Origin of the sequence: Lactobacillus leichmannii, from assembly GCF_024701915.1 — a bacterium.
Classification (GTDB): domain Bacteria; phylum Bacillota; class Bacilli; order Lactobacillales; family Lactobacillaceae; genus Lactobacillus; species Lactobacillus delbrueckii.
The window spans coordinates 123,590-143,668 of record NZ_QOCY01000018.1 but is presented as its reverse complement, the minus strand read 5'-3'; the positions used below and the strand labels follow the sequence as shown (position 1 = coordinate 143,668).

Genomic DNA, 20,079 nt, shown 5'->3' with positions numbered 1-20,079 from the left:
CAAAGTACCAACTTGCGTCAAGTGACGCAACGTTTTATATCTTACTCGCTTGTTGACTTCTTGTCAACAAGTTTTCGATATTTTCTTTTTACCTCCGCGAGACTTGCTTGTCTCACGCGGCAACAAATATTAGTATACTCGTTATTTCGGATTCGTCAAATTTGCTTTTTCATTCGTTTTATGCATGGTTCACCAGGGACCGTTGTAATAAAAGCAAACTTGCTTACTCTTTCTTTTGTTTTTTCTTTCCGCAGGAATTATTTTTTTAAAGAATCGATAGTTCGGATTATCTCTATTTCTACTGGCAAAAAAGATAAAACTTTTTCTATTTTCTTTTTCAAAATAAAAACAGACCCTAAGGTCTGTTCAAAGATTGGCTGCTATTTGCCTAATATAGATAGACGCTTACTTCAGTTCACTAACGATTTTCTCTAAGCATTCCTTGGCTTCTTCTGGCAGCGGCGTCTTTGGATGCTCACCGTTGTACATGTTCAGCCAGTGCATCCGGGCTCTGAGATTCTGCTTGTATTCAGCAGAGTCCAGGTCAACCGGATCGTCAGCAAGCGGCATGTAGCTGACTCCGGCAAAATCGCTAAAGGCCTGCCACTGGTCAGTATCATCCACCAGCTTTTCAATGATCTCTAAAGTCAGTTCCTTAGGAATGTTTTTCCCGCAGAAGGCATCCGTGTTTAAAACGTAGCATTCCGCTCCCCGCTTGGTAAAAAGCTCCTTGAAGTCGCCATAGTCGCCCCCAACTGGGTAAGCTCTGAAGGGATCAGCAAATGGTTCGATGACCAAAGTGTTCATGTCAAAACCGGATCAGTCACCTTCAATACCGGCGGCAAAGAGAAGTACAAGTCCCCTTCATCATAAAGCTTGGATTTCCCGTACATCTCAGCCGCCTTTTCATCAAAAAAGCGAAAGTTGAGCATGTAGCTGAGCAGGTTGAAGGCCTGGTCCTCCGGTAGCATCAAGTGGGCCTTTAAGCTAAAGGACGGGTCCAGCCCAACCAGTACCGTCGTCTTCAAATACTTCTGCTTATGGCCGGCATAAATGTCTTCATACAACCTGTTGGTTAAAGCAGTCGCGTCTTCCTCTGAATCATCGACAAAGTGCCGGGCTGATGCCGTCCGGCCCAAAATCTTGCCGTGGTTGTAAACCAATTGCTTGGCCCCGACCGGCAGACCCAAATCACTGGTGTGCAGGATCGGCAGGTCAGTCTCAATTACTCCAGGCTGGCGCTTGGCCAGTTCATATGCTTCCGCTACACTCTTGACTTCATGGACATTGTTGCCGTAAAAAGCTGATTCAATAGTCGCCCGGACCCGGCTGAACTTGCTGTTCGCCTTGACCAGTTCACTCTGCTGATAGCGTTCCCGTGTACTTATGATCTCTTCCTTTCATCATCACATCAATTATCATAAAGCGGTTTCAACCGTTTTCCTTTATGATAGCACAGGCATGTGAAAGAGTGAACTTTAATTTGCTAATTTTTGGTAAAAAAAGACAGCAGCCTGAGAGCTGCTGTCTAAAATAGTATTCTTTTGTAACTTGTTCTTTTCAGCTTAGTTTTCGCCGCGCACGAACTTGCTTGCTTGAATACCAGCTTGCCGGCCAAAGACTACAGTTTCAGCAACTGAGTTACCGCCGATCCGGTTGTTGCCATGCAGACCCCCGGAAACTTCACCAGCGGCGTAGAGGCCTTCAATCACCTTGTCGTCCTTGCCCAAAACCTGGGTTTCAAGGTTGATGTGCAGACCACCCATCGTGTAGTGGATGGCTGGGTGAATGTGGATAGCAAAGTACGGCGCAACTGAAATGTCGCGGTCCATCCCGGTAGTCCGGCCAAAGGCTTGGTCGTCTTGGTCCTTGACTGCTTCGTTCCAGCTGGCAACAGTTGCTTCAAGACCAGCAGCGTCAACGCCGATCTTGCCAGCCAGTTCTTCCAAAGTAGCCCCATGTTCTACCAGGCCGATGTGGTCGTAAAATTCAACTGCCTTAACGTGGTCACGGACGCCTTGGTCAAAGATGAGGTAGGCACCGTCTTCATTCAAGCCAGTGATGGCTGCTGAAACAACCTTCCGGGTGTCCAGTTCGTTGATGAAACGCTGGCCGGCCTTGTTGACCAAAATAGCGCCTTCGCCCCGGACAGCTTCCCCGATCAAGAAGGTCTTTTCACCATCAGTTTGCGCGGTTGGGTGAACTTGGATGAAGTCCATTTGCACCAATTCTGCCCCGGCTTCTTCACCCAGGATCAGGCCGTCACCAGTAGCGCCGGCTTGGTTGGTCGTCTTGTAGCCTTCCAGGTCTGGCCGGTACTTCTTAATGATTTCCTTAGAAGCGCCGAAACCACCAGTTGCCAGGATAACAGCCTTGGCCATAACTTTCCGGCGGCCGTCTGGGCCAACAATGTCGATGCCAGTTACCTTGCCCTTTTCGTCTTGCAAAAGCTTAACAACCTTGGTCTTGTTGAAGACTGGAATCCGGGCTGCTTCAATGCTCTTCAAAAGGCCAGTGATCAAGTAACCGCCAACTGGCGCCATAGATGCTGGCCGGTGGGCCCGCTTCTTGCTCATCCCCCCGGTAATCGTCAAGTCATCCAGCTCAATGCCATATTGCTTCAGCCAGTCGATTGCCAAAGCAGCGTGGTCAACGAAGTAGCTCAGCATTGCTTCATCGTTCAAGTTGCCGCCGCCCTTAAGGGTTTCCTGGTAAAAGTCGGCCTTGTTGTCGATGATGCCGTGCTTGAATTGAACCAGGGATTCAGCCGCGTTCATCCCTGATGAAGCCTTGCTGGTGTTCCCGCCCAAAACTTCGTTCTTTTCAAAAACAGCCACGCTGGCGCCGAGTTCATGTGCCTGCAAGGCAGCAGACAAACCGGTACCACCGGCCCCGATAACTACCAAGTCGTAGCTTGGGTTGACTAAATCGATTGGACTGGACTTAAATTCGTATTTTGCCATGATAGTTCCTCTACTCAATTATTTATTACTTACCTCCACATTATAAACCATTTTTTAACTTTTTAAAATTGAAAAGGCTATTTTTCAAAAATGCAAATTCTTTTCTTACTTTCAAAAAGGCAAAAAGAAAAGAATCTCCTGCAAAGAGAAGATTCTTTCCAAAAATTTCTTACCGGTGCTGGTGGTTCAGCTTCTTGGCCAGGAAGTCGCCAACCACTTGCACGATAAAGATCATGATGACGACCAGGACAGTGGCCAGGAAAGTCACGTCGTTAGCGAAGTCGCGGTAGCCGTACTGGATGGCGGTCGTACCCAGACCACCGGCCCCAACGGCCCCGGCCATGGCAGTCAAGCCGATCAAACTGATGATGGAAACAGTTGACACCCGGATGATTTCTGACCGCGTTTCCTTGAGGTAGACGTCAAAAATAATGTCCCAGTTGCTTGCGCCCAAGCTCTGGGCTGCTTCAACCTTGCCCGGATCCAAGCTTTCCAAAGCGACCTGGACCTGGCGGGCATAAAATGGGAAGATCCCTAAAGTCAGCGGGACCAAGGCAGCCGTGTCCCCGATTTCCGTCCCGACAATCAAGCGGGTCAAAGGTGAAATGAAGGCCAAAAGGATAATGAAAGGAATGGCCCGCAAAATGGAAATCAGCTTGTCGCAGAAGTTGAACCAGAACTTGTTTTCCAAGATCCCGCCTGGCTCGGTCAAAACCAGGATGACCCCGAAGAAGAGGCCCAGGACCCCGCCGAAGATTGACGGCCAGAAGGTCATGTAGATGATCTGCAGAATGGAGGTGCCCCACCCGGTGTCCCCGGTCCAGCCCAAGTTGTAAATATTCGGGAAGTTCTGCGCGATCCAGTGTACCAAACCATTAATCATAAGCGGTTACCTCTTTCGTCTAATTCCGTTACCGTGACACCCTCATCTTTTAAGAACTTCAAGGTTGCCTTTTGCTTGTCAGCATCCCCCTTGACCGTGACCAACAGGGTCCCGACCGGTTCGTCAGCCAGGACTTCCACATTGCCGTAGAGCATCGAAGCTTCCACGCCGACTTCCCGGTAAAGCTCGATGATGATTGACTTGGCCACATTGTTCAAGCTGTAGACCAGCTGGTAGAGGGCTTCGTTTTCAGCCAAGCTGATGTTGAGGCTCTTCAAGGTGTCAACTACAGCCAAAGAACCGCCGACGAACTTCTGGGTCAATTCAGCCTTTGGAGCCAGGAAGACATCCCGCAAGTTGCCGTTTTCGACAACCCGGCCGTTTTCCATGACCGCCACCTTATTGGCGATCTTCTTGACCGCGGCCATTTCGTGGGTGATCAAAACGATGGTCAAGCCCAGTTCCCGGTTCAGTTTCTTCAACAGGTCCAGGATCTGGATAGTCGTCTGCGGATCCAGGGCACTGGTTGCTTCGTCTGACAAAAGGATTTCCGGATCGTTAGCCAGGGCCCGGGCGATCGCCACCCGCTGCTGCTGGCCGCCGGAGAGCTGGGCCGGGTAAGCATTGGCCTTGTCTTCCAGGTCAACCAGCTTCAGAAGCTTGTGGCATTTTTCTTCCAGCTCATCGTCAGACAGGTCTGAGTGCTTGAGGGCAAAGGCGATATTTTCAATAACGGTCGTTTCATTAAGCAGGTTGAACTGCTGGAAAATCATCCCGATCTTCCGGCGGCGGGCCTGCAGGTCCTTGCCGCTGATCACCTGTTTGCCGTCTTTGACAAAGTCAACACCCCCAACCACGACGTCTCCGGCCGTTGGCTTTTGCAAAAGGTTGATGGTTCTGACCAGGGTTGATTTCCCGGCCCCGGAAAAGCCAACGATCCCGTAGATGTCGCCTTTTTCGATGTGCAAAGTCACATCCTGCACGGCCTGCACATCGGCAGCCTTTTTCCGCTTAAAAGTCACACTGACGTGGTCCAGTTGAATAATGCTCATATGATCAAAGCTTCTTTCTAGGTTAAGTTAAAAATCTTAGAACTTGGCGTCCCAAGCCGCAACTTGCTTGCTGCCGTAGTACTTCTTGTACAGCTGCTTGGTCTTTTCAGTCTGGTAAGCCTTAACGACTTCCTTGTAAGCCTTCTTGTTCTTGTCCTTCTTGCGGGCAACGATGATGTTGATCCATTGGTATGAGTCCTTGTTGATTGGTTCAACGTAGATGGTTTGCTTGTCGCCCAGGCCGGCTGGGTTAGCGTAGTCGTTGTTGACAACAGCAGCGTCAACTGACTTCAGAACTCTGGCAGCTTGTTCAGTCGCAACTTCCTTGATCTTGAAGTTCTTCGGGTTGCTCTTGATGTCAGCAACTGAGTACAGCTTGGTAGCGCTGGTCCCCTTCAGGGTGATCAGGCCGGCGTTCTTCAGAACCAGAAGAGCCCGGGCTTCATTGGTCGCGTCGTTTGGAATGGCGATCGTTGCCCCCTTAGGCAGAGACTTCAGTGACTTGTACTTCAGTGAGTAAAGGCGGATTGGAGCGATGTAGGTCTTGCCGATGGCAACCAGGTTGCTCTTGTTGGCCTTGTTCCAGTTGTTGAGGAAGTTGTAGTGCTGGAAGGCGTTAAGGTCCAGGTCCCCTGACTTCAAGGCGCTGTTTGGCTGGTTGTAGTCAGAGAAGTTCTTGGTCTTGACAATGATACCATACTTCTTCTTGGCAGTTGCCGCCACACTCTTCCAGATGGCCCGTTCAGCCTTGGTTGCCCCGACAGTCCCGACGGTTACCGTCACCGTCTTGGCGCTTTGCTGGCTGCCCTTCTTGCCAAAGGAGAAGAAGGCGATAACGGCAAGGACCACAACGGACACGATAGCGATAATAATGTTTCTTTGTTTCTTTTTTCTCATGATTAATACCTCCAGAAACACAGCAGCAATCCCGAAAAAGCGGCAGTCAAATTCGAACAGAAAAGAAAAAGCGTCCATCCTTGATAAAGGACGAGCGCTCGTGATACCACCTTTAGTTCATTCATTACTTGCGTAATAAATCTCACCAGCTGTCTCTGACAAATAGAAACAGCTTGCTTGTTTAACGAGAGCAACCCCGGCAGCGGCTAAATATCACCGCGGCATATCATTCCAAGCCCATGTTCACCGGAACTCTCCTGGCGGCTTTCACCATCTGCCGCCTCTCTGTAAAGGATCGTCACCCGACTACTCTGCTTTTCGAGATAACTTTTCTTAACTTGACGCTCTAAATTTATCATTATTTTTTAAGCGAGTCAAGCCTCTTTCTAAAAAAAACTGTTAAAGCTCGTCCCGGTCCTTGCCATAAGCGGCTAAAAGGTCCCGCAGCTTGGCGTCTTTCCCCTTCTCCGTCAGCACGTTGCTGACTTCTTTGATTCCGTCGCAGATCCGCGACATGATTCTGAAGAGGGTCATGCCGGCAAAGAAAAGGACGACAACCGTAAAGACAGCCCGGCCTGACAAAGGACTCAGCTTGAAGAAGCCAGGGATGAAGATGATTGACAAGATGATGCAGACCACCGACAGGGCCAAAACGCCCAGCTTGTACTTGTTAAGTGGCCGGGAGATCCAGAAGAGGACCATCAAGCCCACCAGGACCAAGAGAGCTGTTGACGCGGTAGCGACTTCATTGTCCCCGATATTGGTAAACTTGTTGGTCAAGACCAGGATGCTGACGGCCAGCCAGTCGGTAATCCCGCCTGGAATCGACTTGGTCAGGATATTGACCGTGAAATTGCCCCGAATCCGGGAATGGTTCTTTTCCAGGGCCAAAAGGAAGGACGGCAGGCCGATCGTAAAGCTGGAGATCAAGGTGATCTGGGCCGGCTTGATCGGGTAGTTGATCGTCAAGATCAAGGAAAAGACCGCCATCAGCAAGGAGAAGATGTTTTTGACTAAAAAGAGGCCAGCTGAGCGTTCAATATTGTTGACCACCTGCCGGCCTTCATTGACCACCTGGGGCATTTTGGCAAAGTTTGAATCCAGCAAGACCACTTGGGAAGCCTGAACAGCCGCGCTGTTGCCTGAAGCCATGGCAATGCTGCAATCAGCTTCCTTCATGGCCAGGATGTCATTAACCCCGTCCCCGGTCATGGCCACGGTCTTCCCGATCTTCTGCAGGGCCTGGACGAATTCTTTCTTCTGCTCCGGCTTAACCCGGCCAAAGACATTGTATTCAGCCATGGCCTGCTCATATTCGCCTGGCTTGATCGTCTGGGCATCGATGTACTTCTCTGCCCCGGCAATCCCGGCCTGGCCAGCCACCCGGGAAACGGTGACCGGGTTGTCCCCGGAAATAACCTTGATTTCCACCCCTTGCTTGGCAAAGTATGCAAAAGTCTCCTTGGCCTCTTTCCGGATCGGATTGGACAAAAGGACGTAGCCCAGGACTTCGACCTCCTGGGTCAGGCGCTCTTTTTCATCTGCCAGTTCTGCCGGATACTTGGCAAAGGCCAGGACCCGGTAGCCTTCTTCCGGGTAGCGGGCAAATTCTTCCTGGCAGGCTTTCAGCTGCGAGCGCAGGATCATTTCCGGCGCCCCCAGCAAAAGGGTGTAGCCTGCAAAAACCGCCCCGCTGTACTTGTTGACTGAGGTAAAAGGAATAATCCTTTTGGCATTGACCAGGGGCTGGTCCTGGCCAAACTTCTGGTTCAAGGCTTCAGCGGTGATATTGTCGACAGGCATGTTGGAAACGTAGGCGGCAAGCCGGTCTTCCAAATCATTTCCCGGGTAATTTTTGGCCGGGACGACTTTTTCCACCGCCATCTTCGGCTCAGTAATCGTCCCTGTCTTATCAACGCAGAGGACATTGACCCGGGCCAGGGTTTCCACGCTCTTCATGTCGTGCAGCATGACCTGGTTGCGGGCCAGGCGCATGGCGGCCAGGGCCAGGGCAACCGTTGTCAGCAGGTAGAGCCCTTCCGGGATCATGCCGATAATGGCTGCTTCCATGGAACTGATGGATTCAGCAAAAGACCGGTGGTTGAGGAAGTAGGCCTGGGCAAAAAGGGCTAGCCCCATTGGAATAATGATGATGCCAACCCACTTGATCAAGCGGTTGATGGCCCGGATCATCTTTGACTCTTCTCCCCCGCCCATGGCCTTGGCTTCCGCCGTCAATTTTGCGATGTAGGATTCGCTGCCCACCTTGACCAGCTGGACCATGACTTCGCCGGAAACGACGAAAGAACCGGATAAGAGCTCGTCGCCAACTTCCTTGGCAATTTCATCGCTTTCCCCGGTTAAAAGGGATTCATTTACCCGGACGCTGCCGTCGACCACCTTGGCGTCGGCCGGGATCTGGTCACCAGCTTTCAAGAGGACTAGGTCTCCTTCAACCAGCTGGTCGATTGGCACCTGCCGCCTTTTTCCGCCTCTCAGGGCTAAAAGCTTGGTCTGGTTTAAGACCTGCAGCTTGCTTAAAACAGATTTTGCCCGGATTTCCTGGACGATCCCCACGATCGTGTTCAAAATGATCACCGGCAAAAAGGTCATATCCCGGATATCCCCGGCAATCAAAAGCAGGATGGTCAAAACTAGGAAGATCAAGTTGAAGTAGGTAAAGGTGTTTTCAACGATGATCTGTCGGTTGGTCTTGAACTCATCATCAATGGTGGTGTTGACCTTGCCGGCCGCGCTTTTCTGCGCGACCTCCTCCTCGGTCAAGCCCGTCTCCAAATTTGTTTTCATAACACTCACATCTCACTTTTCACTGCTTGCCTGCTATTTTTTACGCAGGTAAGTCTCAAAGACATAGTCATACTTATTCTTGCCGTCTGCCTGGTGGGCTTCACTCTTTACCAGGGCAAAAGCCGCCCAGTCAAGGTTTGGCATGTAGGTGTCAGCGGGAAAAATTCCCTTGATCCGGGTCACTTCCAGCTTGTCAACCTGGTCAGCCAGCAGGGCAAAGAGGCTGGAGCCGCCAATAACGCAGACTTCCCCCGCCTGCTCCTTCAGCCAGGCGGAAACTTCTTCTTCGCTTTTCAGCTGTAGAACCCCAGCTGGCAGGTCTAATTTCCTGGTGGAAAGGACGACATGCTGCCGGCCAGGCAACAGGCCCGGCAAGGACTCAAAAGTCTTTCTTCCCATCAGCATGGGGTGGCCCATGGTTTTTGCCTTAAAATGGGCTAAATCTGCTGGCAGGTGCCAGGGCAGGCGGCCCTGGTAGCCAATGGCGCCTTTTTCATCTTCTGCCCAAACGTAGCTAAGCATTTCTTCACCCTTTCTAAACGGCGACCGGGGCCTTGATTGTAGACCCGTGCTGGTAGTTGACCAATTTAATATCAGCCATTTCAAAATCAGCCACTTTTTTCTTCTCTGGATTCAGCCACAAAGTTGGCGCGTCAAACGGCGTTCTTTTCAGCTGCTCTTCCACTTGGGCAAAGTGGTTCTTGTAAATGTGGGCATCCCCAATAGTATGCACAAACTCGCCCACTTCCAGGCCGGTCTCCCGGGCAATCAAGGACAAGAGCAAAGAGTAGCTGGCAATGTTGAAGGGCACGCCTAAGAACATGTCGCCTGAGCGCTGGTAAAGCTGCAAGCTGAGCTTGCCGTCAGCCACGTAAAACTGGAAGAGGACATGGCACGGCGGCAGGGCGCTGGAAGGAACGTCTTCCGGGTTCCAGGCCGTTACGATCAAGCGGCGGGAGTCGGGATTGGTATTGATCTGCTCAATCACGTCCGCGATCTGGTCGATAAAGCCGCCGTCCCGCTTACCCCAGTGCCGCCACTGGGCCCCATAGACGTCGCCCAGGTTGCCGTATTTTTGGGCAAAAGCTTCATCATCCAGAATCCGCTGGCAGAACTTTTTCATTTCTTCGTCATAGACTGCCTTAAACCCTGGGTCCTTTTGACTCCTAAGGCCAAAATCAGTCATGTCCGGGCCCTGGTATTCCGGGCTGGTCACCCAATTTTTAAAGGCCCATTCGTCCCAAATGTGGTTTTTATGTTCAAGCAAGAAACGGATGTTGGTGTCCCCCCGCAAGAACCACAAAAGCTCGCTCTTGATCAGGCCGAAAGGCACCCGCTTAGTCGTCAGGATCGGGAAGCCCTGGCTTAAGTCAAAGCGCATCTGGGCCCCAAAGAGGCTTCTGGTTCCCGTCCCGGTCCGGTCATTTTTGTCATTGCCTTCCGTCATGATCTTTTTCAGTAAATCTAAATATGCTTGGTCTTGATTTGCCATTTCCTTGTCCTTTGCAAAAACTTTTTACTTCACTTCATCTTAAGTCTAACAGAATTTTTTACCGGGTGTTAATCTTTACAAAAAGCTTAACAGATGGAAAAAGCCCCGGCAGGATTAGCCTGCCAGGGCTTGTCTATGTTCTTCATTTTTCGCTTTATTTTACTGCTTTTTCGCTAATTCACCTTGAAAAAGGCCTTTTTCCCGGACAGGGTCCACTCGATATCGGTCATGCTCTGGAAGAACATATTCTTGACCGCCATCTTGGTATAGTAGGCAGAGTGCGGGGACATGACCACGTTTGGCAGGTTGATCAGCTCCGTGTACTCGTCCGGCAGGGAACCCACATCCTCAAACTTGCGGCCGAAGATTTTTTCTTCCCCTTCCAAAACGTCCAGGGCGGCCCCGCCGATTTCATGGTACTTCAAGGCCACGATCAAGGCCGCGGTATCGACCAGTTCGCCTCTTGACTGGTTAACCAGGATCGCGTCGTCCTTCATCTTGGCAAATTCATTGGCGCTGAACATGCCCTTGTTTTCCGGAGTCAGCGGAATGTGCACCTGGACGATATCGCTTTCCTTGATCAAGGTCTCAAAATCGACGAAGTCCAAAAAGGGCTCTAAAGAAGCATTGTAAACCGGGTCATAGCCGATAACTCTGGCCCCCAGGGCATGGTACATTTCCGCCGCAGCTGCCCCGATCCGGCCCAGGCCGACGATGCCGACCGTCTGGTTGAAGATCTCATCGCTCATCAGTTCCGTTGACCGGGTGAAGTCTCCCCGCCGCATCTTCCGGTGGTAGTAACCCCACTTGCGCAAGAGGTACATGGCCCCGGTCAAGCCATTTTCCGCGATTGCCCGCGGCGAATAAGCCGGCACATTAGCAACGGTAATTCCGTATTTAGCTGCCGCTTCCAGGTCAATATTGTCCGCCCCCACCTTCCGCAAGGCCAGGTGCTTGATGCCGCCAGCCGCCAAGTGCTCAAGGTCAGACGCCGTCAAGGGCTCCGCCTGCTGGGTCGAAACCGCCTCAAAACCCTTGGCCAGCTCTAAATTATCGGCCGTCAAAGGGCTGTGGGTATAAGAAATTTCATCATCTGGGTGCTGGTCCTGCCACTCTTTTAAAAAAGCTTCTTCCACCGGCGTAACGCCGAACAAGTATGCCTTCATCTTTTTTCTCCTCAATAACTAACAAATTTCGTCAAACATCTTCTCGTTTATGCTGATTCTGGTATCCTAGGTTAAAAGCCTCATGCTTTTTATATATTATGGCAAAAAAATTAAAAGATGGCTAGAGTATTTTCTAGATATCGTTTTTTTTAACACTCCTGTAATTTTTAACTAAAAAGCCAGAAAAAGGCAAAAAGCTTGATAAAGAAATAGAAGCAGAAATAATAGAAAGGACAAAATCCATGAATGAAGATAATGGTTCCCGCTATATCCAGCCACATGACAGCCTGGAGGCCATGGAACTGATCCAAAAACTCTTCAACCAGTACCGGCGGGCTCCCTTGACTCCCGAACTTCTTGCCTACCACCAGAACCTAATCGAACGCCTGGAAGGCGACATCCACCAGGCGGCTGAAGCAGAAGGCCAGGCCAAAAGAGTCCAGGAACTGGACCGGATGATCAAGCTGATGAAGGACTGGACCGCCATCCGCCTCTCTGGCCGGCCCTTTAACGCCAAAATGCGCCACTTCCGCTTCCTGCCAGAGGGCGGCCAGGTCAAATTCAAGCGGCATCCCCACAAAATCAAGGCCAGCTCCAACCACCGGGCCAGCCGGCATTAAAAAAACGAGACCAAGCGGTCTCGTTTTTATTTGCATATCTTAATTTGCTAACTACCAGCTACTTAATGTAGGCGTACTTGTAGCTCCACTGGGTACCAGCATTGTTGTGGATGATCCCCTTGACCTTGCTGTTTTGCAGGTAGGCGGTCGTCTGCTGGTAGATCGGGCTGACTGCCTGGTCGGCGTTGGCCACTTGGGCTGCCTTGACCAGGTCCTTCCAGCGCTTGTTAACGTCGTTGGCATCAGTCGTCAAAGCCTTCTTGATCAAGCGGTTGTATTCCGCATTGTTCCACTTGCCGTAGTTGTAGGAAGTCCCCTTCTGCAAGATCTGCATGAAGGTCATCGGGTCGCTGAAGTCACCGCCCCAGCCGGAAACGTAGATATCAAAGTCCCCGCTTGAAGCCTTGGTGTAGGCGTTCTTGCTTGGAATGGAGTTAACCTTCACGTTAATGCCGGACAAAACTTTAGTCCATTGGGACTGCAGGTACTGGGTCAGAGCGTCGGCGTTGGTGCTCTCGTTTGAAGCCAGCAAGGTCAGGTTCAGTTTCTTTAAGCCCAGTTCATTCAACCCGGTCTTCCAGTACTTTTCAGCCAGCTTTTCATTGTAGTCAACGGTATTAGCCACCTTTTGCTCCTTGGCAAAGTCTTCCTTGTTAGCCGGGTCATAGGCCAGACCAGAAGCTACGAAGCCAGTTGGCACGCTTGACCCGTCACCGAAGACCTTGCTGGTCAGAATCTTCCGGTCAAGTGACAGAGACAGGGCCAGGCGGATGTTCTTGTTGTTCAAAGCCTTCTTAACCGTCGCGTCCTTGGCCTGGAAGTTGTAGGCCAAGAAGGCAACGTAGGAGTATGGGTAGGTCTTGAAGTCCTTGTTCTTCTTCAGCTGCTTAACCTGTTCACTGGACAGTGGGGTGAGGTCCAGCTTGCCCTGCTGGTAGAGCTGGTAGCCGGTGTTGGTAGTCTTAACGACCTGGTAGCTGATCTTGCTCAACTTGACTGCCTGCTTGTCCCAGTACTGGTTGTTTTTGACAAAAGACCAAGTATCATTGGTCCCCTTCCAGCCGGTGATCTTAAATGGGCCGGAGTAAAGCATGTACTTGGAGCTGGTCGCGTACTTCTTGCCCGTCTTCTTGATAAAGGCTTCGTTTTGCGGCCCAAAGAGCGGGTAAGCCATCAAAACCTTGAAGTAGGCAATCGGCCGGTTGAGCTTAACTTGCACGGTTTCCTGGTTCAAAGCCTTGATGCCCAGGCTGGACGGAGACTTCTTGCCGGCAATAATTTCATCGGCGTTCTTGATGCCGGAGAAAAGGTAGGCGTAAGGCGAAGCAGTCTTGGGGTTGATCGTCCGCCGCCAGGAGTAGACGAAGTCCTGGGCGGTAATCTTTTCCCCGTTGGACCACTTGGCGTTAGACCGCAGCTTGAAGGTCCAGGTCTTGCCGTCCTTGGATACAGTGCCGGACTTGGCTAAGCCGGCGGCTGGATGCCCGTTCTTGCCCAAACGGTAGAAGCTTTCAAAAACGTTCCCCGTCTGCCCGTAGCCGGTTGCCTTACTGATGTCGATCGTATCTAGCGGAGCAGTCGCGCTGAGCTTTAAAACCTGCTTATCCTTACTTGCTGAGCTTGAGCTCTGCTGACTGCCGCAAGCGGCCAGCAGGAAGGCGGCACTGACGCTGACGGCGGCAAGGGTGAATTTCTTGATCTTTTGCATTTTTTCCTCCTAAGACAAAAAAGCAGCTGCTCCCTAAAGGAAACAGCTGCTTCATTTGCCACTAAGCTAACAATTACTTGGCAAATTACTTGGTCTGAGCTAAATCCAGTTTAGGCAACACAAAACAGTCGTATGACATAAGTGACATACAGCAAACGCACATAGTTTGGTTTTCTTGCATTGCAAACATGATTTAGCTCCTTTCTCAATTTGATTTAATTTAATCTTACAGACTCACTTACTATAAGTCAACGATTTTATATAACCTTTTTCCTAATCCTTAATTGTCAAGAAGTCAGGCAGATCCCGGCGGGGAGCCTGGTAGCCGTTGATGTACTCATCTTTGCCATAGCCCAGGCCGATTCCCATGGCCAGGGTCTGGTCTTCTGGAATCCCCATAATTTCCCGGACACTGGCCGGGTATTTGACCAATTCATAGGCCGGCATGCTGTCAATCCCCTTGGCCTTGGCGGCAAGCGCTAGAGTCTGGGCAAAGGCTCCCAGGTCATAGACTGACCAAAGATTGGACTGCTTGGGAATAGTTAAATAGGCAATCGCCGGGGCATAGTAGAGATTTTTCTGCAAAATATTAGTCCTAAGGTCCAGCAATTCCGGCGTGTTCAGATATTCCTGACTGGCCTGGTTGTGCCGGGCCATGTTTTCTCTTGGATAAGGATCCCAGTCCTCCCTGTGCCAGGTCTCCCAGTCTGGGGATGCCGCCGTTCCTGCTTCAGCCAAAGCCAGGTGGCGGGCATGGATCTTTTTGGCTGTTTCCCCCATAGCCAGATAAACCCGCCAGGGCTGGGAATCTACCCAAGACGGAGCCAGGCCGGCCAAGCGGATTACTTCTTCCAGGTCTGCCCGGCTGGGCTCCTTGTCTTGGTCAAAATAGCGCGTGCTGTGGCGGCTCTTAATTGTATCAATCGCGTCAGTCATTTTACACCTCTCTTGAAGCTGCTTTCTTTTGCTAGTTTTTACTAAGTATAGTTCAAAATTGACTGAATAGCAAAAATATCGTTATAATTGACTCAAAAGCAGAACTTTTATTTCAATGGAAAGCAGGATATGGACAAATGGGTTTAACCTTTAAAAGACAAGACGACTTAGACAAGCTCTTCGACAAATTCGCCAGCGTTCCCGACCCGAAGAAATCCGCTTCTGGCAAGGGCAAGGAAAAGGAAGACGACAAAGCTACCGGCAAAGAGGCAAAGTAAGCCGCTTGTTGGCGGCTTTTTATATTTTATAAAAGTCGCTAAATTTTCGGGTAAATCTGCCCATCCCTGCCCTATTTAGGCTAAAATGAATTTGTAAGCATTTGCAATTATTTTCTTTAAGGATGTGAGCATCTTGGACAACAGCAATTTGCTGACCTACCTGGAATGGCGCGGCGACATTCCCTTGGAAAAGTCTCCTTTCAACGAAATCGACGCTTTAGTCTTAGCAATTTTTTCTTATCTTAACCTGGAAAAGTACATCCCTTCCGGCAACAAAGAGGTGACAGTTGGCGAAATCGCCGAGAAATACTTCGCCTCTTCCTTCACCGGCCTGGACGCCAGCCAGTACCAGGAGCTCTTCCACTTAATGAGCGAAGCCGACCGCTTTAAGGATGCCCGCTTATCCCACTTCAAAAACGTTTTGACTGACCAGTGCCAGTTCAGCGCCTTGAAAATCGTCCTTGAAGACGGTACCCACTATGTGGCCTTTAGAGGGACCGACGACACCCTGGTTGGCTGGCGGGAAGACTTTGAGATTTCTTTTAAAGAAACCAAGGCCCAGATCTTAGGTGCCCGCTACCTCAAGGACCTCCTGTCCGGCGACTCAGCTGACTACATCCTGGGCGGCCACTCAAAGGGGGGCAACCTGGCTGAATACGCCGCCTTGAATCTCCCAGAAGACTACCGGGCCCGGATCAAGGCCGTCTACACCTTTGACAGCCCCGGCCTGGCCAGCGAAGCCGGAGTCGACTACAACGAGGACTTTTTGCGAAGGGCCCTCCGCCGCTACGTACCCGAGTTTTCGATTATCGGTCGCCTCTTTGAACCAAGAGAGGTCGACCCGGTCATCGTCTACTCAACCAATGGCAATATCGCCCAGCACGATACCTATTCCTGGCAGATCAAAGGCAGCCATTTCGTGACCCGCAAGCGGCCCAATCCTCAGTCCCGGGTCTACAACCAGCTGATCAACCAATGGATCGGGTCAGCCAGCCTGGAAGAGCGGGAAGCCCTGACCCAGGACCTCTTTGATGCCCTGGCGGCTAGCGGCTCGAGCAAGATCAACCAGCTGGCCAAGAACGGCTTCGGGGGCTTCGGGGCCATCCTTTTGTCGGTGACTAACTCCTCAAGGCGGACCAAATTCATTTTGGGCAATCTCTTTTCCTCGATCTGGCAGTTGATCAAGAACCAGCAGATCGGAGCGGCCTTGTTCAGCCGGGACACCATGGCCGGCTGGCTCCTGGTTCTGCTCGGCATCATCAGTCTGACAGCACCTAACTATGCCTTCAAGGCCTTCGGGGTGCTAGCTGCTGTCGGGGGGATCATTTTCAGTGTCAACCATATCCTCACGGTCTCAGTTTCGGCCTTTAAACCGCAGCAGAAACGCTTCTTCCTAATTACCTACCTGGTCTTGTTCGCGGTCTCTATAGCCCTTTTATCGAGCAACCAACTCCTGGTCTTTTTGGCTCACTACTTCCTGGGGGCCTTCCTGCTCTTTTACGCCTATGGCCGTAGCCGCAAGATTATCTTAAGGCGGCAGACCGGGGTCTTCCGCATGATCATCACCGGGGCGGAAGCCGTTATTTCTTTTGCCCTGGGGATCATCGTGATCATCAACCCAGAATACTTCAACCACCAGTCGATCATCGAAATCGGGATCCTCTTGATCATCTACGGAGCCTTCAAGCTGGTGGCTGAGCTCTTCAACCACCGGCCGCAAATGCCGAAAAAGCACCGGTAAACGCAAAATGCCCAAAGGAAAATCCTTTGAGCATTTTTGTTTTATCTGCTATTCTTCGTCCAATCTGGCTTGGATCCAGTCCTTGACTTGGTCAACGTTCAGCTTAGTCACTGATGAAAATGGCAGGAAAGTCACATTGTCCTTATTCAAGTTCAAGTGCTTTCTGAAGGCTGCTTCAGTCTTGTTAAAAGCATTCTTCTTGATCTTGTCCATCTTCGTGGCCACTAGTAAAATCGGCAAGTTGAGATACTGGGCATAGTCATACATGGCAATGTCGTCGGCGGTTGGTTCGTGGCGACCGTCGATCAGCAGGATCAAGCCCTTGAGGTAGGCCCGGGTTTCCAGGTAATCCTGGATCATTTCCCCGAACTCTTCCCTCTGCTTCTTGGAGACCTTGGCATAGCCGTAGCCCGGCACATCGACCAGGTAAAAGTCAGCTTGGTCGCTGTCCACCCGGTAGAAGTTCAAGGTCTGGGTCTTGCCCGGCGACGAGGAGGTCCGGGCCAGGTTCTTTCTTTGCAAAAGGGTGTTGATGAAGCTGGACTTGCCCACGTTTGACCGGCCAGCCAGGGCGATTTCATCCAGGCCGCCTTCGGGGTACTGGCTGGCTTTAACCGCGCTGACGGAAAATTCTGATTGATTAATGATCATCGGTAACCTCTTCCAGTTCGCGGCGGACCACCTTCGGCTCGCCCATCCCGGTAATTGTTTCCGGCGTGATGATGACCTTGCTGATGTCGCTTTCGCTCGGCGTCCGGTACATGATGTCCATCATGGCATTTTCAATGATAGTTCTAAGGCCTCTGGCCCCCATCTTCCGTTCAATAGCCAGGTCAGCAATCTGCTTGACGGCGGCAGGTTCAAATTCCAGGTCAACCCCGTCAAGGGAAAGCAGCTTCTGGTATTGCTTGATCAAGGCATTCTTTGGTTCAGTCAGGATCCGGACCAAATCAGCACTGTCCAGCCGGTCCAAGGTAGTGATAATCGGAATCCGGCCAATGAATTCAGGGATCAAGCCAAACTTGACCAAGTCCCCGGTCGTCAAGAAACGGTTCCAGTTGTCATCGTCAACCTTGCCAGATTCTTGTTCTGCCCCAAAACCGATGGTCTTCTTGCCCAGCCGGTTCTTAACGATTTCTTCGATACCGTCAAAAGCCCCGCCGACAATGAAGAGGATGTTGGTGGTGTCCATCCGGATCATTTCCTGCTGCGGATGCTTGCGGCCGCCCTGCGGCGGAATAGAAGCAATGGTCCCTTCCAGGATCTTCAAAAGGGCCTGCTGAACCCCTTCACCGGACACGTCCCGGGTAATCGACACATTTTCTGACTTCTTGGAGATCTTGTCAATTTCGTCGATATAAATGATCCCCCGCTGGGCTCTCTCCAAGTCGTAATCGGCATTCTGGAGCAGCTTAAGTAGGATATTCTCGACGTCTTCACCGACATAACCGGCTTCAGTCAAAGTAGTTGCGTCCGCGATCGCGAACGGCACGTTCAAAATCCTGGCCAAAGTCTGAGCCAGGTAGGTCTTGCCGGACCCAGTTGGCCCGATCAAGGCAATATTTGACTTCTGCAATTCGGTTGAAGAATCAACATCAATTTGACTGATCCGCTTGTAGTGATTGTAAACCGCTACGGACAGAACCCTCTTGGCCCGGTCCTGGCCAATCACGTACTGGTCCAGTTCTTCTTTAATTTGCATTGGCTTGGGAAGCTCGCGCGCTTCCTTCAGTGAATCCAGACGCAGCTCATCATCAATGATCCGCTTGGCGAGTTCAATGTCCTCGTTGCAGATGTATACGCCGTTGCCGGCAATCATTTTCTTTACTTGGCTGGCAGACTTGCCGCAGAATGAGCATTTCACTTCTTCTGGATCTGTAAACTTAGTAGCCATGTATTCCCTCCTCTATTTGCTAAAGACTAGATTAGCATAAATACGGGCAACTTGCGCGAAATTAGCCTTGTATTTTTCATCAGTCTTGGCAAAAGAAAACCCCAAAAGGGGCAGTTGCCACTTCTGGGGGATTCAGTCTATAGACAGGCGATTACTTGTCTTCTTCGTCTTCGCTGCTTTCTTCAAGCTTAGCCTTAGCAACTTGCTTAGCGCTGTCAGTGATCAAGTCCATTGCCTTGCGGACGATGATGTCGTGAGCCAGCATTTCGTCGCTCAAAGCGTTGCGAACTGCCTTTTCGCTCATGTTGTAGTTGTCAGCCAGGTCCTTGATTTCAGCGTCGATTTCTTCCTTGCTTGCTTCGAAGCCTTCCTTGGCAGCGATTGCTTCCAAAACAAGGTTAGTCTTAACGCGTTCAGCAGCGTTTGCTGACAATTGGCTGCGCAGTTGGTCTTCAGTCGTGTTAGTCAACTTGAAGTAAGTTTGCGGGTCAATCCCTTGACGTTGCATGTCGCCCAAGTATTGGTTGAGTTGGTTGTCAACGTCTTCTTGGATCATCACGTCAGGAATTTCTTCAACAGTAGCGTTCTTGACTGCAGTAGTGATCGCTGCTTCTTGGATAGCTGCCTTGGCTGCTTCTTCCTTTTCGGACTTCAGTTCAGCCTTGATCTTTTCCTTCAATTCGTCAAGGGTTTCAACTGAGTCGTCAACATCCTTGGCAAATTCGTCGTCAAGTTCTGGCAATTGCTTTGCCTTAACTTCGTGGATCTTGGTTGCGAAGTGAGCTTCCTTGCCAGCCAGGTCCTTTGCGCCGTAGTCTTCTGGGAAGGTTACGACAACGTCAACTTCTTCGCCGGCGCCGTGACCAACCAGCTGGTCTTCAAAGCCAGGGATGAAGGTGTTTGAGCCCAGTTCCAGGGAGTAGTTTTGTGCTGAGCCGCCGTCAAATTCAACGCCGTCAACAGTACCAACGTAGTCGATGGTTACAGTGTCGCCGTTTTCAGCCTTGTCGTTCTTCAAAACCATTTCAGCGTTTTGTTCTTGACGCTTAGTCAATTCAGCGTCGATGTCCTTTTGGTAAACGCGAGTGTTTTGCTTTGGCACTTCAATTTCAGTGTATTGGCCAAGTTCAACTTCTGGTTCAACCGTTACGATTGCCTTCATTTCCCAGGCCTTGTTCTTGCCCATTGATACAGGAACGATTTGCGGTTGGCCAACTGCCTTGATGCCAGTTTCCTTGACAGCAGCGCTGTAAGCTTCTGGCAAAGCAAAGTTCAAAGCGTCTTCGTAAAGAGCTTCTTCACCGTAGTATTGGTTGAAGATTACACGGGAAACGTGCCCCTTACGGAAGCCAGGTACATGCAAGCTCTTCTTTACGCGGTCAAAAGCCTTGTCCAGGCTCTTCTTGATTTCATCTTGAGAAATTTCAAAAGAAAGTTCACCAGTAGTCTTACCGGTAGTTTTCCAGTTAGCAGACATTAATTAAATACCTCCAATGTCTATTTTGGGTTTGCTACTTTGCATACTTAAATATCTTACCTTAAAGACGGTCAAAAAACAATCAAAGTACTACAAAATAGGGATTTTTTGGATAAAAAAAGGTGTTCTTCTGAGAAGAACACCTTTTTACACTGTTAGAACTA

16 protein-coding genes and 1 pseudogene are annotated in these 20,079 nt (G+C 50.6%); 3 read left to right on the top strand and 14 right to left on the bottom strand.

What is annotated here, in order from left to right; genetic code table 11:
* Window positions 1-405: 405 nt before the first annotated feature.
* The 9 genes and pseudogenes from DS743_RS01840 to DS743_RS01800 form a co-directional block, all read right to left on the bottom strand.
* A pseudogene (locus tag DS743_RS01840) lies at window positions 406-1,388 on the bottom strand (hypothetical protein).
* Between the two features lie 177 nt (window positions 1,389-1,565).
* Window positions 1,566-2,963: a flavocytochrome c gene (locus DS743_RS01835; RefSeq protein ID WP_035183460.1), complete on the bottom strand. Its 1,398-nt coding sequence runs from the start codon at window positions 2,961-2,963 to the stop codon at window positions 1,566-1,568.
* 169 nt (window positions 2,964-3,132) lie between these two features.
* A complete protein-coding gene (locus DS743_RS01830) occupies window positions 3,133-3,846 on the bottom strand; it encodes a methionine ABC transporter permease (RefSeq protein ID WP_003613663.1) in 714 nt (237 codons plus the stop codon).
* Complete coding sequence (locus DS743_RS01825; protein ID WP_035161910.1) at window positions 3,843-4,898, bottom strand: methionine ABC transporter ATP-binding protein; 1,056 nt, start codon at window positions 4,896-4,898, stop codon at window positions 3,843-3,845. Before DS743_RS01825 ends, DS743_RS01830 begins: the two co-directional genes overlap by 4 nt.
* A gap of 36 nt (window positions 4,899-4,934) precedes the next feature.
* Window positions 4,935-5,795 (bottom strand): MetQ/NlpA family ABC transporter substrate-binding protein, encoded by an 861-nt coding sequence (locus tag DS743_RS01820; protein WP_013439368.1) that lies wholly within the window; start codon window positions 5,793-5,795, stop codon window positions 4,935-4,937.
* A 399-nt stretch (window positions 5,796-6,194) separates the two neighbouring features.
* Window positions 6,195-8,603: an HAD-IC family P-type ATPase gene (locus DS743_RS01815; protein ID WP_072544217.1), complete on the bottom strand. Its 2,409-nt coding sequence runs from the start codon at window positions 8,601-8,603 to the stop codon at window positions 6,195-6,197.
* A 33-nt stretch (window positions 8,604-8,636) separates the two neighbouring features.
* On the bottom strand, window positions 8,637-9,125 hold the full coding sequence (locus tag DS743_RS01810; RefSeq protein ID WP_013439366.1) for a dihydrofolate reductase: 489 nt from the start codon (window positions 9,123-9,125) through the stop codon (window positions 8,637-8,639).
* A gap of 13 nt (window positions 9,126-9,138) precedes the next feature.
* On the bottom strand, window positions 9,139-10,095 hold the full coding sequence (locus DS743_RS01805; protein WP_035183464.1) for a thymidylate synthase: 957 nt from the start codon (window positions 10,093-10,095) through the stop codon (window positions 9,139-9,141).
* 173 nt (window positions 10,096-10,268) lie between these two features.
* Window positions 10,269-11,261 carry a D-2-hydroxyacid dehydrogenase gene (locus DS743_RS01800; protein WP_035183468.1) on the bottom strand — a complete coding sequence of 331 codons (993 nt, stop codon included), beginning with the start codon at window positions 11,259-11,261 and terminating at the stop codon, window positions 10,269-10,271.
* A gap of 242 nt (window positions 11,262-11,503) precedes the next feature.
* Between DS743_RS01800 and DS743_RS01795 the strand changes: the two genes are divergently transcribed.
* A complete protein-coding gene (locus DS743_RS01795; protein WP_035183471.1) occupies window positions 11,504-11,881 on the top strand; it encodes a hypothetical protein in 378 nt (125 codons plus the stop codon).
* Between the two features lie 58 nt (window positions 11,882-11,939).
* Here the strand turns inward: DS743_RS01795 and DS743_RS01790 are convergent, their stop codons facing one another.
* Together DS743_RS01790 and DS743_RS01785 are read right to left on the bottom strand one after the other, a co-directional pair.
* Window positions 11,940-13,589, bottom strand: a complete 1,650-nt coding sequence (locus DS743_RS01790) for a peptide ABC transporter substrate-binding protein (RefSeq protein WP_035183473.1) — start codon at window positions 13,587-13,589, stop codon at window positions 11,940-11,942.
* A gap of 273 nt (window positions 13,590-13,862) precedes the next feature.
* Window positions 13,863-14,525 carry a nitroreductase gene (locus tag DS743_RS01785; protein ID WP_035183476.1) on the bottom strand — a complete coding sequence of 221 codons (663 nt, stop codon included), beginning with the start codon at window positions 14,523-14,525 and terminating at the stop codon, window positions 13,863-13,865.
* Window positions 14,526-14,662: 137 nt separating this feature from the next.
* On the opposite strand from DS743_RS01785, the gene DS743_RS01780 reads away from it, so the two are divergent.
* A complete protein-coding gene (locus DS743_RS01780; RefSeq protein WP_181406064.1) occupies window positions 14,663-14,803 on the top strand; it encodes an SPJ_0845 family protein in 141 nt (46 codons plus the stop codon).
* A 133-nt stretch (window positions 14,804-14,936) separates the two neighbouring features.
* Window positions 14,937-16,544, top strand: a complete 1,608-nt coding sequence (locus DS743_RS01775) for an Mbeg1-like protein (RefSeq protein WP_035183479.1) — start codon at window positions 14,937-14,939, stop codon at window positions 16,542-16,544.
* A 48-nt stretch (window positions 16,545-16,592) separates the two neighbouring features.
* Here the strand turns inward: DS743_RS01775 and yihA are convergent, their stop codons facing one another.
* The 3 genes from yihA to tig all read right to left on the bottom strand — a co-directional run bounded on the left by yihA (window position 16,593) and on the right by tig (window position 19,915).
* The gene (gene yihA / locus DS743_RS01770; protein ID WP_002879075.1) at window positions 16,593-17,195 is read right to left on the bottom strand and encodes a ribosome biogenesis GTP-binding protein YihA/YsxC; all 603 of its coding nucleotides are present in this window, start codon (window positions 17,193-17,195) and stop codon (window positions 16,593-16,595) included.
* Window positions 17,185-18,438 (bottom strand): ATP-dependent Clp protease ATP-binding subunit ClpX, encoded by a 1,254-nt coding sequence (clpX, locus tag DS743_RS01765; RefSeq protein ID WP_035183481.1) that lies wholly within the window; start codon window positions 18,436-18,438, stop codon window positions 17,185-17,187. Before clpX ends, yihA begins: the two co-directional genes overlap by 11 nt.
* Before the next feature lie 151 nt (window positions 18,439-18,589).
* Window positions 18,590-19,915, bottom strand: coding sequence for a trigger factor (tig, locus tag DS743_RS01760; RefSeq protein WP_035183484.1), 1,326 nt, complete (start codon window positions 19,913-19,915; stop codon window positions 18,590-18,592).
* Window positions 19,916-20,079: the final 164 nt, after the last annotated feature.